The following is a 17,604-nucleotide window of genomic DNA, read 5'->3' as shown; positions in this document are numbered from 1 at the left end:
TACGAACAATTTACACGTACATAAACTTACATGTCCAAGAATCTAAAATTAATCGAAGCTATAAAGAACAAAGGCAAGAATATTGAATCGGAGATGTCTTTCTTTGATCATCTTGAGGTACTTCGTTGGCATATTATCCGTGCGGTAATCGCGGTTACTATTTTTGCTATTTTATCTTTCACCTTTTATGATTTTGTCTTCAACGAAATCATCATGGGGCCAAAGAATCTGAATTTCTGGACGTATCGTATGATGTGTAAAGTAGGGGATGCGCTTAACTTAGCCGGTTTCTGCGTGGAAAAAATTCCCTTCAATATCATTAACACCGAGTTAGCCGGGCAGTTTATGCTTCAGATCAACTCCTGTTTACTAATGGCGGTAGCCTTGGGCTTCCCTTATTTATTGTTTGAGGTTTGGCTTTTTATCAAACCCGCATTGACGGATATTGAGCGTAAATCGGCGCGTGGTTTCGTATTCTATGCGACGATACTTTTTATTATCGGAGCTTTATTTGGATACTATATCGTAGTTCCTTTATCGGTAAACTTCTTAGCAAACGTATCCTTAAGTGAGGAAATCACGAATCAAATTACGATTGACTCCTATCTATCTACTATCGCGACTTTAACTTTGGGCTGTGGGATTATCTTCCTTCTTCCCATCTTAATATTTATTTTATCGAAGATTGGTATCATGACTCCAGAGTTCATGCGTGCTAGTCGTCGTTACGCTATTGTGATTATCTTAGTTATTGCTGCAATCATTACTCCAACGGCAGATGTCATTACCCTATTGACGGTTTCTGCGCCTATGTTCATTTTATATGAATTGAGTATTATGGTTTCGGCGAATGTAAAACGAGCGAGAGAACAAGCGGAAAAAGAATTCTATAACAGTTAATAACATATCATGTCAAAAAAAATTGCAATTGGTGGAGATCATGCTGGTTTTGAATATAAAGCAGCGATCATTGAATTTTTACAGGAATTAGGTTATACCGTTCAAGACTTCGGTACCTATTCTACAGATTCAGTTGATTACCCTGATTTTGCTCACCCTGTGGCGAGCAGCGTTGAAGATCAGTCGAATGATATGGGTATCCTGATTTGCGGTTCGGCGAATGGCGTTGCTATCACAGCAAACAAACACCAAGGAATTCGTGCAGCAATCTGTTGGTTGGAGGAAATCTCTGCATTAGCACGTCAGCATAACAATGCAAACGTTGTTTGTGTTCCAGCACGTTTCATTGATTTAGATCTTGCGAAGCGCATCGTAAAAACGTTTTTAACTACCGACTTTGAAGGCGGTCGTCATGAGAACCGAGTGAACAAAATCGCTTGTTCCTAATCCATTATTTAAATCATAGATTATGAGGAAATATTTAGTACTGTCATTCTTGCTACCAGCAATGTTCAGTTGCTCGATGGCACAGAATCCTACACAAAGTAAATATGCTGAGCTATTAACTGTAGAATCGGCAAAAGCCCATTTGACGACGCTGACGTCTAAAGAATATGCAGGACGTGGCACCGGACAAGAGGGTGGTCAGAAAGCAGCAGAATATATTGCTAACACCTTCAAAGAACTTGGTTTAAAGCCTGCAGTGAATGGTTCATATTTTCAACCTGTCGCTTTAGAAAAGTCTTCGTATGCTGTTGAGCAATTCAAGATCAATACGCACGAATTCACCAATGGAAAAGATTTCTTCGTTCAAGGGTCGAATGATCTAGCGAGCTTTGATGCTAATGAGATTGTATTTGTAGGCTATGGTATTCAATCGGAGAAGTACAATGATTTAAAAGGTCTTGACATTGCTGGAAAGATAGTGATGTTCATAAGCGATGGAGAGCCAACGGATAATAATGGAAACTCGCTCATAACTGGTACTAAAAACCAATCGGACTGGGCTACAAGCCGCTTTAAGAAAGCACAAGAATTGATGAAGTTGCAGCCGAAGCTTATTATTGCTACCGGCAAACAGACTTCTGATATGATTGCTCGCTTTGGAGGTCGCTTAACAGGTGGTCGCTTCATGTTGCGCTCTGAGGAAAAGAAGAGTCAATCTACAGGCAGCACAGCAGCTCCAGTAGTGAATATCACATTAGAGACAGCGAACCAGGTCTTAGCAACAAAGAAAACTACGGTTGAGAAGGCGCTTGCAAAGATCAACACTTCTAAGAAACCGAACTCTTTCGTTGTCAAAGCTGATGTTAAAGCGAAGATGGGCGTAAAGGCAGAAGAGTTCAATGATCCAAACGTATTGGGCGTAATTGAGGGAACAGATAAGAAGGATGAGATTGTAATTATCTCTGGCCACTACGATCACGATGGTATTCTACCTGACGGAACGTTCTTCCCTGGTGCTGATGATAACGGTTCAGGTACTGTAGGTGTATTAGAGTTAGCGAAAGCTTTCGCTGCGGCTAAAAAAGATGGACATGGACCTAGAAGAACGATTCTTTTCATGGGCTTTGCGGCTGAAGAAAAAGGCTTGTTAGGTTCTAGCTACTATTCAGAGCACCCTATATTCCCATTAGCAAATACCGTTACTTGTTTGAATATGGATATGATCGGTCGTATCGATGACAAGCACCTAGCAGGAAATCACAATTATATCCATGCCATTGGTTCGGATATGTTGAGCAGCGAGCTGAAAGCGATCAACGAGGAAGCTAATAAGACTTATACGCAAATGGAATTGGATTACATGTATGATGATCCTAAGGATCCAATGCGTATTTACTACCGCTCAGATCAATATAACTTAGCAAAGCACGGTATTCCTGTAATCTTCTTCTTCTCGGGCTTGCACCCAGATTATCATACACCAAACGATACAGTTGATCGTATCGATTTCAATATGATGACCAAACGTGAGAAACTAGTATTCCACACAGCATGGGAAATCGCAAACCGTGATAACAGACTAGTAGTTGATAAAAAGCCAGAGGCTTTATAAATGAGATGTTAGACATTAGATTTTAGATATTAGAGTAGGGCGCCGATAAGGTGCCCTTTTTTTATGTGGATTTTTCTTGTTTGAAACGGTAGGAAAGGGAGGAAAGTTTGTTTGAATCAGTAGAGGAAGGAAGCTTAAAGGGCATAGACATATTGTCTTTGAACGATTAAAGGAAGAATTTAAGGATAGTCAGGATCGGATCTGAAGTCTAATATCTTAAGTCTGATATCTAATTTCTGTTCTGAACCTGGAAAGAAAAGATTAAGCGATGACCATGATCCTACTCATCCTAAAATCCTTCCTTTCCTGGTTCAAGACAATGCTCTAATATCTAAAATCTTATATCTAAAGTCTAGTATCTAATCTTCAAGTAAACCCAGCAATAGCTCGATGTCCATGCGTTTTTCAGCGTTATCGATATGTTCGTATGCAGCGACGAGGTTCCGTAGCACACGCTTGACGATGGCTAAGTTGTCGCAGGGTAGGGTGTATTCTTCAGAAAGGGGAAGATTTAGCTGTCTTAGGAAGGCAAATATATCTTCTTCGCGCATGATTTGCCCGCGATTGAATACATTGATGTAAAAAGCTACCTTATCATTGTCTTGGCTATCCATAAAGGCGAGGACAAAATGCTTCGGTAAGTTTACTCCATAAATTGGTATATCTAATTTCTGAGCAACAAGGGCATAGATACAAGCAAGGCTAATTGGATTGCCTTTTTTAGTTTCGAGCACCTTGTGGATAAAAGAATTCTGAGGGTCATGGTAACTAGAGGTATTTCCTGACAGTCCGAATTCGCGGAAGATGATATTATTTAGGAGTTTGACCTGTTCCAATGGGCTCATGTCGTACATCAAGTGGTACCAGGCATTGCGTCGTAATTCTGCCAGCTGGTAGTACACCTGATCTTCGTTGAGATTGGGATATTGGTAGCGGTTGATAATCAATAGACCTTCAAGAAGATCTTCCTGATTGTTTAATTTCCAGAGTTGTAAATCGTTCTTAACCTGATCGAATTGTATTTTATGGATGATATTTTCGATTCGGCTTTGCGAGAGTGGGTCGAATGAGGATTCCCATGAGCTTTCCAATAAAGGAATTACTTCCGGTCCACAGGTAATGAGTTTATGTTCAATTTCCTGAAAGATTCCTTTATCCGGGTCATCCAATAAGGATATAAGTGCCTTTATTTCCTTCTCATTCACAATTAAATTTAAGGAAATAAAGACATATATACAAGAATGGCTTAACGCTTTACGATCTGACCGTCGAGTAAGTCGATTATCCTTTTACCATATTCGGCGTTTTTCTCTGAGTGTGTAACTTGGATAATCGTCACGCCATCATTATTCAACTGCTTGAACAATTCCATAATTTCTTCGCCTTGTTTGGAGTTTAGATTTCCCGTAGGCTCATCTGCTAGGAGCAATTTGGGTGAGCCAGCTAATGCACGTGCAATACCTACAATCTGTTGCTGACCACCGGATAGCTGTGCTGGAAACAGGTCTTTCTTGCCAACGATGTTGAAGCGATCCAGCATGTCGCTGACGATGGCTTTACGTTCCGAAGAGGACATGTTTTTATATATAAGTGGGGTTTCAATATTCTCATAAACTGTTAATTCATCGATTAGATGGTACGATTGAAAGACATAGCCAATATGTGATTGAAATAGCTGATTACGCTTCTTGGCTTTCATTGCCAAAACATCTTCGTCCATAAAGAAGTACTTTCCTTCATTAGGCTCGTCGAGCATGCCGATGACATTTAATAGTGTCGATTTTCCAGATCCTGAAGGTCCCATAATGGAGATAAAATCGCCCTCTTCGATCTCTAAATTGATGTCTTTGAGTACAAAAGATTTTGTACTTCCTAGGTTATACCATTTGAATATGTTTTCTAGACGAATCATTTTGTAGTAGTTAGTATTTAGTACTTAGTAGTCAGACCTATGTTTGTTATTTTTTTATTTTGTTCTCTTTATTTGTCCTGTTTCGAACAGTCTCAATCCAATTTTGAACAATTGATACTTGCTCTCCCACTTTGCTATGTCTTAGATCTAAAATCTAAGTTATTCATCTCTTAAGCTGTCTACCGGGTTTGCCTTTGCGGCTTTAATAGCATGGGATCCTATCGTCAGGAATGACACAAACAGCGTCATGAGACCAGCTAAAACGAATACCCACCAGTCCATGTTGGTATGATAAGCGAAGTTTCCTAACCATTTATTCATTGCCAGAAATCCTAAAGGTACGGCTATTAGAAATGCAATGCAGATTAGGCTGATGAAATCGCTGGTCAACATTCTGACAATTTTGCCAATTGAGGCACCTAATACCTTGCGTATGCCGATCTCTTTAACGCGTTTTTGTGTTGCATATGCTGATAATGCGAATAATCCGATGCAGGCAATACTGATGGTAATGAAGGCGAATAGCTGCATGATCTTAGTGGTTTGCTGCTCCTGCTGATATAATTTAGCATAATCATCGTCTAAGAAATGGTATTCAAATGTGCTATTCGGTTTCATTGATTTCCATACGGTTTCCATTTCTGCGAGCGCTTGTCTGCTGTCGGCTTGATCCTGTATTTTAACGAATATATTTCCAAAGTAGTTGTATTCAGGGAATAATACGACAGGCTTTACCTCGTCGCGGAGCGATGCAAAGTTGAAGTTGTCGACCACTGTTTTGATATTTCCTTTTCGACCGTTGAGGACTAATCTTTTTCCGATAGCCTGTTCTGGAGTCCAGCCTAAGTTCTGCGCTGCAAGCTTATTGATTACAAATGCTACCGAACGGTTGTCGGATGTATCTCTTGCTTTCAGAATATCGGCATCCGTTAGGGTTTCTCCAGCTAATACCGGTATCTCGAATACCGACAAGAAATCCTTTTCAATAGGAATAGCAGTAATACTTAATGAGAAATCATTGGCCTTTCCTTCGGCTTCAGTAATGGTATATCCACCCTGTATGTCTACAGGGGAATCATAGGACGCAGATACCGATTTTATTGTATTCTTTCCGAGCAACATCGTCTTCATCGTTTCCCTTTCTTGCTGGCTCCATACGTCTCCATCCAATACAACAATGCGCTCTCGGTTCAAGCCCGTATCCGTATTTTGCAGGAACTGCATCTGTTTGTAAGCGAAGAATGTACAGATGACCAAAAAGATGGAGACGGTATATTGGATAGTTATCAGAACATTGCCAATGTTGAATTTTGAAGATCGCGTAGAGAGTTTAGCCTTCAGTGCTTTTATAGGTCTGTATTGTGCTATCAACCATGCCGGCCATCCGCTAGCTAATAGCGATAGCGTGATGAAGAATACAATGATTGCGACAAAGAATAATGGTTCTTTCCATACTTGCAACTGCATTTCCGAACCTAGGTATTTGGCAAAAAATGGAAACAATAAATAGGCCAGTACAAATCCGATCACTAGACTGATGAATACCATCAAACTACCTTCAAAAAGGAACTGTTTGAAGATTGTGTCTTTACGAGCACCTAATACTTTTTTTACTCCAATTTCTTTTGCTCTTTCGGGCGCCTGAGCGAGAGAGAGGTTCATGAAGTTAATGCAGGAGATTAGCAATAGGGCGAGGGCAAGACAGGCAAATACGTAGATATAGACTATCTGTCCAGAACCCGCAGCCTTAGAATGCAAATGTAACCTCGGCAGGCTTTCCATATTCATTTTGATGGAAAATCCGTTGGTGAAAGCCTCTTTGAACATTTCCCCGATGCGGGTGTTGAATTTCTTTTCAAGTGCGCTAAGTTGGCTCGGATCTTTTAATAGAATAAATGTAACATCATTTGCGGCTCCCCAATCTTCCTTCTTATAGCGTTCTAGCCCAACGTTAGATAAAAGGCCAGAGAACTGGACTTCCGAGTAGGTAGGAGGATTGTCAATCACTGCTGTCACAATTCGGTCGGTATCATCAATTCGCAGTGTTTTGCCAATGGGATCTGCATTCTGGAAATATTTATCGGCCAGATCTTTAGTTAGAATAATAGCATTTGGGTTAACAAGTGGAGTATTGGCATCTCCGGCGATAACAGGATAGTCGAATACTTCCAGAAATTCACGGTCTACAAACTTAAGTTTGCTTTCCTTCAGCCAGTCATTTCCTTTTCTAACCAATGCTGCATCGTTATACTGATAAACACGCACGGCTTTTTCGACCTCCGGAAACTCACGCATCAATAAGGGTGCTACGGCTGTAGGAGTAACACTGCTTTGTTGGAATTCGTTACTTTCTCCCGATTTAAATGCCGCACTCACCAAGGCTATCCGCTCTGAGTTCCCCAAGAACCTGTCGTAGTTAGCCTCATGATAGATATATCCTGCTAATAATAAGAAGCATGTTATTCCTAAGCTAAATCCAAGGATGTTGATCAATGAAAAACCTCTGTTTTTCCTGATATTTCGGAATGCTGTTTTTAGATACATCTATGTTAGATATTAGACATAAGATACTAGACTTTAGAGCTTGAAGACGGTATTATCCGAGTTGCAATGGCTTTGCCAATATTGTAATGTGTTGGTTTATAGTGTTTTTGTTTTATTTTGTTCCCTTTGTTCGTTCATTTTCGAACAGTCTCAGTCCAATTTCGAACACTAGATACTTGCTGTTTCACTATGCTCTAATGTCTAATGTCTTAGATCTAAAGTCTAAATTATTCATCCCTCAAGCTATCCACCGGATTGACGCGCGCCGCTTTATAGGTTTGCCAAGCGATGGTAAGCATAGCGAAAGCTAGTGCGATTAGCCCTGCTAGGGCAGGCATCCACCATTCGATTTCTATACGGAAGGCGAAGCTTTGCAACCATTTGTTCATCGCTATCCAAGCGATAGGTGCGGCGATTAGGAAGGCGATACTGATCAGCTTGATAAAGTTTTTGGACAGCAATAGAATGATATTGCTGATCGAGGATCCTAATACTTTCCGTATTCCGATCTCTTTGATCTTTCCATTGATCAGAAGCACGGTCAAAGCGAATAAACCAAGGCAAGAGATAACGATAGCTACCGATGCTCCAGTAATCACTATTTTCCCAAAACGTCGGTCGTTCTTATATAGATTTTGCGTATTCTCGTCGAGATAACTTGCGTCAATATTGGAGCGTGGATTGACTTTTTTCCAGATGGACTCAACATCTTCCAGTGTTTTGGCGAGATCATTAGTCTCCACGCGAACAAAGATATATTGCACAGGGAATATATTGGGATTGACAGACATGGTCAAGGGGCCGACTTGTTGTTTTAAGTCTTGAAAGTTGAAGTTATCGACAATGCCGATTACTGTCGGCGATCCATCCATTCCTAATGGTTTCCCTAATATTGCATCTTCTCCGCCAACAGCTAATGCCATTTCTTTGTTGATAAGCACAGCATTGGTATCAGTTCCAAAGCTTTTGTTAAAATCTCTACCGGCAATGAGTTTGATATCCAAGGTTTTCAGATAATCATAATCTATCCTTAGGAAGTTCGTGATAATCTCTTTGCCTTCATGATCGAATCCGAATCTGCTCGTCGATGTACTATTGTCCCGTCCTCGACCCAGGTTAATATCGGATCCGCTGACACTTTTTGCCCAAGGATGAGCAGCTAGTTCAATACGCATGCGTTCTAATGCTTGTTGACCATCAATACTATTGCCAATAGGAATGCTGACTACCTCGCTCTTGTTAAAGCCCAAAGGTCGGTTCGTAAGGTAGTGCAATTGAAAGCTGATTACAATGGTCGCAATACATAGGATGATAGCGATAGCGAATTGCAATACCGTCAAACTATTCTGCATTGGAGTTGATTTTATCTTTCCCGTGCCTTTGAGACTTTGGATGATATTGGCGCGAGCCATACGGAGGGCAGGATAGCCTCCGGTAATCAATGTCAAAATAAGGAAAGCAGTAAGAAATACAGCGATATTCACAGGGTCAAAGAGCTGCGCTATCTTAAAGTGGTAACCTAGCGTCGCATTGTATTCCGGTAATAGTAGCGTGGCGAATAGAATTCCTAGAATCAATCCGATTACACAAATGATAAACGATTCTAACCACAGTTGTTTGAAAAGTTGGAAGGTAGTGCCTCCAATTGTTTTTCTTGTACCAATTTCTTTAATGCGACTTAAGGAGTTCGCTAAAGACAGATTGACAAAGTTAGAACCCGCGATAAACAGGATGAGTCCGGAGATCAAAAGGAGTATCCATGGGAATGGCGTTTTTTCTATCGACCCATATTCAACACTCGTTAAATGCAAATCCGACAGCGGGAGCAAATGAATATTGATATAGGCGCCATGTTCATCAGGCTTTGCGCCATCTCTTTTCAGCTTGGTAATCTCATCGTTGTAATGTACTTGAGCAAAGGATCTCGTAGCGTCTGCAAATTTCCGATCATCCAATTTGGAAGACTTTACTTTCACTAATAACGTATGGTCTTTGTGGGTCCACTCATTCATCCGCTCTTGGTATTGCGGTGATTTCTCAAAGCGCGTTAAACTGTTAAATTGTATGCTAGAATTCGCTGGAACAGATTTTGTCACGGCGGTGACAACATTGTTTTCCCAGGTTCCAGTTTGATTAAATTCGACAGTTTTGCCGACAACATCGGTCGTTCCAAACAGCGCTGTTGCGGTGTTTTCGTCAATGACAAGTCCATCAAGATTATCAAGTGCTGTTTTATTCCCAGCGATCAGTTCGAAATCAAACATCGAAAAGAAAGACTGGTCAACATATTTATTATTGCTTCGGAGTTCTTTGTCCCCATTTCGCAATAAGATATTGCCGTTTAAAAGCCTGCTGACTTCTTCTACATTAGGAAGCTCTTTTTTCATTAATGGTGCTAATGGCGCAGCAACACTGGTGTTATAGTTAGTACCATTAGCTGTATTGGTCTCTATGTAGACAACACCAATTCGGTCAATATCCTTATGGAATTTGTCAAAGGATAGCTCAAACATGGCCGTTAAGAATAGAATGGTAGCTGTCGCTATCGCGATAGAGAACCCGAAGATCTGAACAAAAGTCAAAGACTTTGTTTTTAATATAGTGCGAAAGGCTATTTTTAACATTTTGTAGTATTTAGTATTTAGTAGTTAGTATTAAGACCTATAGTTGATGAAACTTATTCATTATTAACCTGCTTAATATTCAGTGCTGGTCTAATGTCTAAAATCTAATATCTCATATCTAAAACATTATTCATCTCTCATGCTGCTCACTGGATTTGCTATTGCAGCTTTAATGGACTGCCAGCTAATGGTCAGCATGGTAATAATGACTGCCAATCCGCCCGTTATTGCAAATACCCACCAAGAAATCTCGGTTCTATAGCTGTAATCAGATAACCAGTTTTTCATGGCATACCAAGCAATTGGAGAAGCTATTAGGAATGCGATAAAGATCAACACGATAAACTCTTTTGATAATAAGCTCGTCACTTGCAGGACCGAGGCTCCCAACACCTTGCGGATTCCGATCTCTTTCGTTCTGTTCTCCGCCATATACGCTGCAAGGCCAAACAACCCGAGACAAGAAATCAAGATAGTTAATCCTGCAAAGAGGGTTACTAATTTGCCCGTGCGTTCGGCAGAGGCAACTTTGTAAGCATAGTCTTCATCGGTGAAATCATAAACAAACTCATAATCCGGATTTAACTTCTTCAAGACCTGTTCAATCTTCGACAGACTTTCTTTCGTCTCAAATTTATCCGACAGTTTCATATGTATGGTCGTCGCATAATACGCACGCGGTCCACAGATCATCATAGGTTCAATCTTATCGACAAAAGGCGATCCAAACACAAAGTCGTTTACAATGCCGACGATTTTATAGTTCGCTTCTTTATAACCCACATGATTGATCAGTTTACCGATAGGGTCCTTTATACGCATCGCCTTAATGGCCGCCTCATTCAGTAATATAGCACTAGTATCCGTTGGGAATTTATTGACGTCAATATCGCGACCTTCGACAATCTTCAAGCCCATCGTCTTCGCAAAGTCGGCATCCGTTCCAAATTTTACGAATACGGTCTGCTCGTCCTGTTTCGTGCTGCCATCCCATTCTAGCCCCCATTGATCGCTCCATTTTTGTGTTATAGGGCTCAGACTCTTGGTCATCGAGCTAACTGCTCCAGTATTTAATATTTCATTTTTTATCAAATCATAATTCGAACGTATTTTCCCTTCCATCGGTACAGCAATTAACTGCTCCCTGTCATATCCCGCATCGCGGTCTAGTGCATAGCGTATTTGATTGTAAATGATAATCGTAGAAATAATCAATGTGATAGCAAAGGTAAATTGGATAACAACCAAGACTTTCCGCGCAGAGACAGTACTTCTTGCTGACTTAAATGTACCTTTCAATACTTTAACAGGATTAAAGGAGGATAGGAAGAAGGCTGGATAGCTACCGGCCAAAAGTCCGGTAAACAAAATGAAAGCAATACTAAGCAACCAAAACCCTGGCTCTTGTATTGGTACAATCAGTTTCCCGCCAACTAATTGGCTATAATGTGGAAGGGCCAAATAAACTAGTCCCAGTGCAATGAGGAAGGACACGAAGCTTAGGAACACACTCTCGAAGATAAACTGTAGTATCAATCCCATTTTCGTCACGCCTACTACCTTGCGGATCCCCACTTCTTTCGCACGCTTTTCACTCTTAGCTGTACTCAAGTTCATAAAGTTGATGCATGCAATTAGCAGTATGAAGCCGGCAATGGCGGTAAACAATCGAATCTTACTAATCTCGCCAGCGACGAGCTGCCCATTCACATCTTTATTATACAAGTACTTCTTGTCTATTGGATGTAGAAAGGGCTCTGCCGTAATCGGAAGGCCAGCACTTTTGGTGTTATCCTTTGCCAGGTTCTTAATCTTGTTTTCTAAAGCGGTCTGCGAGGCTCCTTCTTTCAATAATACATAGCTTGTTGTCGAAAATGCTCCCCATCCATCTTGGTCTGGATTTATGCGTTTGGCATAAGAACGAGGGATCAAGTATTTGAAACCAAACTTGGTATTGTTTGGTAGATCTTGGAGCACAGCGGTCACTGTAAACTGCGATGCAGAGTCGACAGTTAATGTCTTTCCAACCGGATTCTCATTCCCAAATAAGGTTTTCACAAAGGAGGCTGTCAACACGATATGGCTAGGGTCTGCCAACGCTGTATTCGCATCGCCTTCCAGTAGAGGAAAGCTGAACATATTTAGAAACACACTGTCTACGACTGCACCATAACCTTTTATTTTCTTGTCGCCAATTCGGAAGAGATTCGAGCTCCCATTATATATAGTTGCGCCCTCAACCTCAGGATAATCCGATTGTAAAGTCGTCGTCAATATTTTCTGGGTATTATTGTTTACCCATGTTTCGATTCCATCCGTATCACGATTATAGACTACATATAGACGATCAGATTTCTCATGAAACTTATCCATACTGTATTCTCGCTGAATCCAGAGCGTAATTAGGATAGCTGCAGCCATACCGATCGACAATCCGATAATATTGATAAAGGAAAACACTTTGTTCTTTGCAAGACTGCGAGCTAGGATATTAAAGTAATTACGAATCATCGATGAAGTATTTAGTATTTAGTACTTAGTATTTAGACCCTTAGGGGCTATTTTATTCGACAACTATTGGATAGCTACTAGGATGCCATTGTTTTAATGTTCTGAAATTCAGTTGTTTGTGTGTTAATCTCATTTGTTTATTGTTCGAATTCGAACAGTATTTGTGCGTATGCGAACAATCATTATTTGTTTTCAATTTACATGTTTAGAACTTATATATCAGCGTCTTAACAAGCTATTCTCTCTTAGAAGCATATCGAAGAAATGGCAAGATAATTGTATCCTATCTTGATACACAACTATAATAAAACCCTATGAAATCAACAATTAAACTTGCTGTCCTAGCCTTGTTAGCAGTCAGCACAACAGCACATTCTTCTTGCAGTAAAGATGAAGAAGCAGGTCCGTCGATTGATGTGGCGACAGGCTCCTTCAAAGGGACGCTAAAATCCAGACTTCCCGGAAAAGCATTTAATACGACTGCCAACGCCATCGTAACGGTGAGTAAACAAAATGGTTCGGAAATGAAAATTACCATGCCGTTTCCGGAAGGAGCTTACACCCGAGTAATCAAAGTAGCAAGTTTGGACGGCGATATTATGAGCGAAGATCCTCAAGATCCTGCAGGAATCTTTATTTATTACACGGCGACATCTCAGTTATCTATAAGTAGCCAGCCCCTAGCAGCGGATGCTGTTCAGTTTAGCTTTCAGGGACCGAAACAATAGTTTAGATATTAGATATAAGATATTAGGATTTTAGAGCAGGGCGCCGATTAGGCGCTTTTTTTGGGATGCGTTGTTTTTTTCTTTGGTTTAGAAAGGAAAATTTTTCTGAATCAAGAAAGGAAGGATTTAAGGATTGGCAGGATCAATCGTCTACCTTTCTTTCCAATCCTGATAATCATTTCATCCTTTTTTTCCTGGTTCAAGACAATTCAATCCCGTCACTCCACACATCCTGAACATTTGTTTTAAACAAGAAAGGAAAGTTTGTTTTTGAAGAAAGGAAGGATTGTTAGGATATTTTGTCTTTGAACTAGGAACGAAAGTATCTAGGGATTGTCAGGATATTTTGTCTGAACCAGGAAAGGAAGGATTTAAGGATTGACAGGATCAGGTTTAACCTTTAAATACCTATGTTATATTTTATTGTTCCCTTTTTAGTAACCCAAAGGTAAGTCAGTCTACTTACACCCATTTCAAACCCAATGTAAACCCAATTCAAACCCCAATCATAAGCGCTCGGAATTGGCTATAATATGGTTAAGAATGAGGTGTAAAATGTTATTCAGTAATAGTAGGTGTATCCAGATCCTGTTCATCCTTGCATCCTTCCTTTCCTGGTTCAGAAAACTCCTCAAACAGCAAAAGGCGCCTAGTCGGCGCCCTGCTCTAAAATCTAATGTCTAAAATCTTATATCCAAATCTCATATCCGCCATAGGTCTAAATACTAACTACTAAATACTAACTACTACTCTTACTCATCCCTCAAACTATCCACAGGATTAGTCTTTGCCGCCTTGATAGCCTGATAGCTCACGGTTAATAGGGCTGCCACTAAGGCGAATAATCCGCCCAAAACAAACGGAATCCATGATAGCTCGATGCGGTAAACGAAGTCTTGCAACCACTTGTTACACGCCCACCAGATGATAGGGCTTGCGATGAGGATTGCAAGGATAACCATCTTCACGAAGTCTTTGGAAAGCATGCCGACAATTCCCGACACGGTTGCACCCAATACTTTACGGATGCCGATTTCTTTGCTGCGTTGAAATGCGGTTATAGTTGCAAGTCCGAATAGACCCAGGCAGCTGATGATAATCGCGATGCCCGTGCTGATGTTCGTCAGTTTGTATAGGTTTTGTTCCTTTTTGTACATCGCGAGAATCGACTCGTCATAGAACTTATATGTAAATGTATCTTCCGGGAAGAACTTTGCCCAGGTAGACTTCACTTGTTCGATGATTTGCGGCCATTCTTTTCTATTCGTTGAGCTTAGTCGGATACCATAATCCCCTAACTGTTCCTTTGAGTGGAGAAGTGCTAAAGGCTCAATGTTTGAATAAAAGTCTCTGGTATGGAAATCTTTCATAACGCCTACAATTCGCTGCTCATATCCTTTCTGTCCAATTATTTCGCCTATCGCATCTTGTGGATTCTTAAATCCATATCCTCTAGCTGCGGTTTCATTGATAATATAGCCGTTGGTTGTGTCAGATGGTAAAAGGGGAGCACCAGCAGTGAGCTTCAAATCGTAAAAGGAGAAGTACTCCTGATCGATTACTTTAGTGAATATGTTTTGTGAGATAGGCTCCAACTGTCCCTTCGGATAGTAGTTCATGTGAGAAGAACTATAGTCCGGCGATAATGGAGCAGTCCCCATCGTTACAGCCTCAACACCTGGAATCTGACGTAGTTCATTGCTGAGGGTTATCTTCTTCGTTTCGAAATTAGGGTCTTCGAAAAGCTTGTAAGGTATTTCAGAAAGAATCACGGCATCTTTGTTGAAACCCATATCTTTTTCCACCAGATATTTTAATTGCTGCCCAACAATCAATGCTCCAACAATAAATATCTGCGCAATGATAAATTGGAAAACGATAAGTGCCTTACGAAGGTTTATTCTGTTCTGACCGACGGCAACTGTTCCTTTATTTCTAAAGATATCCACAGCATTGACCTTGCTGATGATCCACGAGGGATAAAATCCTGCCAATACACTAGTCGTTAATAATACAAAAGCGATGAAGACTATAAAGAGTAGCGGATTGGAATTGGTCTTGGCACCTTCGGATAGTAAGTCGCCAAGGAACAGCATGGCAATCTGGACAACGAAAGCCGATAAGACGGTCGCTAATCCAACGATGATTGCTGTTTCTGTCATCATCTGCAGTACTAGCGATTTGTTAGATCCACCAAGCGTTTTGCGAATCCCAATTTCTTTATAACGTTGCGGTAACTGTGCGGTGGTCAGGTTGATGTAATTGATGCAAGCCAACAATAGCAAGAAAATTCCAACACCAATTAAACCATAGATCACCTGTAAGCTGGTTTTATCAGCGTCGCGCTCGTTCATGTGCGACGCAAAATGCGAGTCTTTGATCGGCATGAAGTTAATGCTTCTCGTATATTCATAAGTCGGCTTGGTCTCTGCTTTAAATTCTTCCCATTTACTTTTGACGGTAGCCTGTATTTCCGTAAGAGCTTTATCAGCGGCGGCTTTATCCTTGACTAAAATATAAACCTTGTCCGCACCGTTGCTGTTTGTCCAACTGGCTAGTCTTTTATCTTCCGCTCGTTCCTTCAGTAGGAGAAATTCTTGACCAATAAATTCAGACGGGAATGGTAGATTCTCTACAATGCCGGAAACTGTTTTCTTCAACGAATCATTATATACAATCGTTTTTCCTACAATCTCCTGCGGGCTTAAGGTTGGAAAGTAATACTTTGCGCGTTTCTCCGTCAGCACGAGTTGAAACGGGTCGTTCAACGCGGTCCTCTTATCTCCCGCGAGCCACTTATAGGGTAGCATATCAAAATAACTAGGAACCGTATTAATCACTGCAGTCTCCAAATAATCAGGCTCTTCCTGCTTTGCGTCCTGACCGGCGATAGCAGGTATATCGATCTTTGCAACAAACATCCGGAAGCTCGGAACAACATTTTCAAGACCATCCATCTCCTGCTTCATATGGAAGTAGATCGGTCGCGACAAGCCACCAAATAGCTCATCCTGGCCATCGCGCTTAAAATTCGATAATACTCGATAAATGTTCTCTTTATCTGGAATGCCCTGCTCATAACTGAGCTCATAACTTACAAATCGGTAAATCAACCAGCAGGAGCTAATCCCGATAGTTAATCCCAGGATATTCAAAAAGCTGAATAGCTTATTTCTTTTTAAGTGGCGTAGACTGTTAAACATTTTTGTAGTATTTAGTAGTTAGTATTTAGTAATGCGAATTAAGGGTTGAAAATAGGCTTTATGAAACAGGCTGTTAATTTACCGAACACATGTACTAATAGTCCTTTGGTAGATCTGACCTTACTTGCGTTTTGTATCTGTGTTTTTTCATTTATCCAATTAAAAAAGGATTCGATTGGTTGTCTTACCTTAGATACTGCTCTTGAAAACAGGTCATTATAAGCACGATCCCTGTTTTTTAAACAATCTGGTTTTCCTTGGGTTTCCCTTATCGGAGTATACATAATTGATTTTTTTTCTTTATAAAACCACTCGAAGAACGGGGCGTCACGGTATATCTTGTCACCAAAGAACGTCCTACCTGCGATGGATGCCCAATTCTCCTTAAATATGTTCAGGTCACTTTCAGATGCCTTGCTTATTACAATGCTTTCCGGACGAGGCAGCGTGGATTTGTTATAGCTGTTGAGCGCATGAAGCTTTAATCCAAAATACCAAAGCCTCTTCGTTGAGCAGAAGCTTTTATCCGTTATCTCCAGAGCTACCTTTGCCCTTCTAGTCCCACTGCAGGTTATGATGGGCATAGAGTCCAGTAGGGAAAATTCTCTGGAGCACTCCTCTGGTGTAAAGTCCTCTATAACTGACTGACAAAGAGATCTCAAAACATCAAAAAGGCGGTTGATACGGGTGTTGAATGCTACGTATGAAGTTAGCTTGGGAAACCAATCCATCAGATAATCCGAGGCGAATTTATGGATCTGCTTGATCCTTAGCCGCTGTTCCTCGTGCACACTGAATAAATAGATGGTCAAAACCTCCTGATCAGTAAAGTCAGGTTTGTTATTGTTTGAAAATCGCTGACAGTAATATTGCAGTTCACTGTCATATTTATCACAAACATACTGGTATAATTTTATTAATTTTAGAGCCTTGGCCTGATTGATCATGTTGTTTAATAATGCGTAAGGAACATTATAAATATACTGATAATCAGGCTTTTATGCAAGTTTTCACCCCTCTTTTTAAGAAGCTTTTTCCAATATATTTCAACCCTTAATTCGCATTAGTAGTTAGTATTTAGTAGTTAGTATTTAGACCTATGGCGTCTTGTTTTGCTGGTATT

Annotated in this window: 11 protein-coding genes; 4 read left to right on the top strand and 7 right to left on the bottom strand. The window is 40.6% G+C overall.

All coding sequences use genetic code 11. The features are described 5' to 3' along the window. The first annotated feature begins 30 nt into the window (after positions 1-30). From tatC to DSM08_RS15605, 3 genes are read left to right on the top strand one after another with little or no spacing between them, the layout of a single operon-like run. The gene (gene tatC / locus DSM08_RS15615; RefSeq protein ID WP_149527016.1) at positions 31-900 is read left to right on the top strand and encodes a twin-arginine translocase subunit TatC; all 870 of its coding nucleotides are present in this window, start codon (positions 31-33) and stop codon (positions 898-900) included. A 9-nt stretch (positions 901-909) separates the two neighbouring features. Further along, a complete protein-coding gene (gene rpiB / locus DSM08_RS15610) occupies positions 910-1,347 on the top strand; it encodes a ribose 5-phosphate isomerase B (protein ID WP_149527015.1) in 438 nt (145 codons plus the stop codon). Positions 1,348-1,369: 22 nt separating this feature from the next. After that, on the top strand, positions 1,370-2,959 hold the full coding sequence (locus DSM08_RS15605) for a M28 family peptidase (RefSeq protein WP_149527014.1): 1,590 nt from the start codon (positions 1,370-1,372) through the stop codon (positions 2,957-2,959). 359 nt (positions 2,960-3,318) lie between these two features. Here DSM08_RS15605 and DSM08_RS15600 read toward each other — a convergent pair whose 3' ends face one another. From DSM08_RS15600 to DSM08_RS15580, 5 genes are all read right to left on the bottom strand, one after another. After that, complete coding sequence (locus DSM08_RS15600) at positions 3,319-4,167, bottom strand: transglutaminase-like domain-containing protein (RefSeq protein ID WP_375542865.1); 849 nt, start codon at positions 4,165-4,167, stop codon at positions 3,319-3,321. A gap of 38 nt (positions 4,168-4,205) precedes the next feature. Continuing rightward, positions 4,206-4,871: an ABC transporter ATP-binding protein gene (locus DSM08_RS15595; RefSeq protein WP_149527012.1), complete on the bottom strand. Its 666-nt coding sequence runs from the start codon at positions 4,869-4,871 to the stop codon at positions 4,206-4,208. 159 nt (positions 4,872-5,030) lie between these two features. Further along, positions 5,031-7,415, bottom strand: coding sequence for an ABC transporter permease (locus DSM08_RS15590; protein ID WP_149527011.1), 2,385 nt, complete (start codon positions 7,413-7,415; stop codon positions 5,031-5,033). A 227-nt stretch (positions 7,416-7,642) separates the two neighbouring features. Further along, a complete protein-coding gene (locus DSM08_RS15585; protein ID WP_149527010.1) occupies positions 7,643-10,039 on the bottom strand; it encodes an ABC transporter permease in 2,397 nt (798 codons plus the stop codon). 126 nt (positions 10,040-10,165) lie between these two features. Continuing rightward, positions 10,166-12,550, bottom strand: coding sequence for an ABC transporter permease (locus DSM08_RS15580; RefSeq protein WP_149527009.1), 2,385 nt, complete (start codon positions 12,548-12,550; stop codon positions 10,166-10,168). A gap of 314 nt (positions 12,551-12,864) precedes the next feature. On the opposite strand from DSM08_RS15580, the gene DSM08_RS15575 reads away from it, so the two are divergent. Then, entirely contained in the window at positions 12,865-13,278 is a 414-nt protein-coding gene (locus DSM08_RS15575; RefSeq protein WP_149527008.1) for a hypothetical protein, read from the top strand. A gap of 752 nt (positions 13,279-14,030) precedes the next feature. On the opposite strand, the gene DSM08_RS15570 is transcribed toward DSM08_RS15575, so the two are convergent. Continuing rightward, positions 14,031-16,481, bottom strand: a complete 2,451-nt coding sequence (locus tag DSM08_RS15570) for an ABC transporter permease (protein WP_149527007.1) — start codon at positions 16,479-16,481, stop codon at positions 14,031-14,033. A gap of 38 nt (positions 16,482-16,519) precedes the next feature. Next, positions 16,520-17,428: a transposase gene (locus DSM08_RS15565; RefSeq protein WP_149526620.1), complete on the bottom strand. Its 909-nt coding sequence runs from the start codon at positions 17,426-17,428 to the stop codon at positions 16,520-16,522. Positions 17,429-17,604 lie beyond the last annotated feature (176 nt).

This window comes from Sphingobacterium hotanense (assembly GCF_008274825.1).
Taxonomy (GTDB): domain Bacteria; phylum Bacteroidota; class Bacteroidia; order Sphingobacteriales; family Sphingobacteriaceae; genus Sphingobacterium; species Sphingobacterium hotanense.
This window is presented reverse-complemented; position numbering and strand designations above follow the sequence as displayed.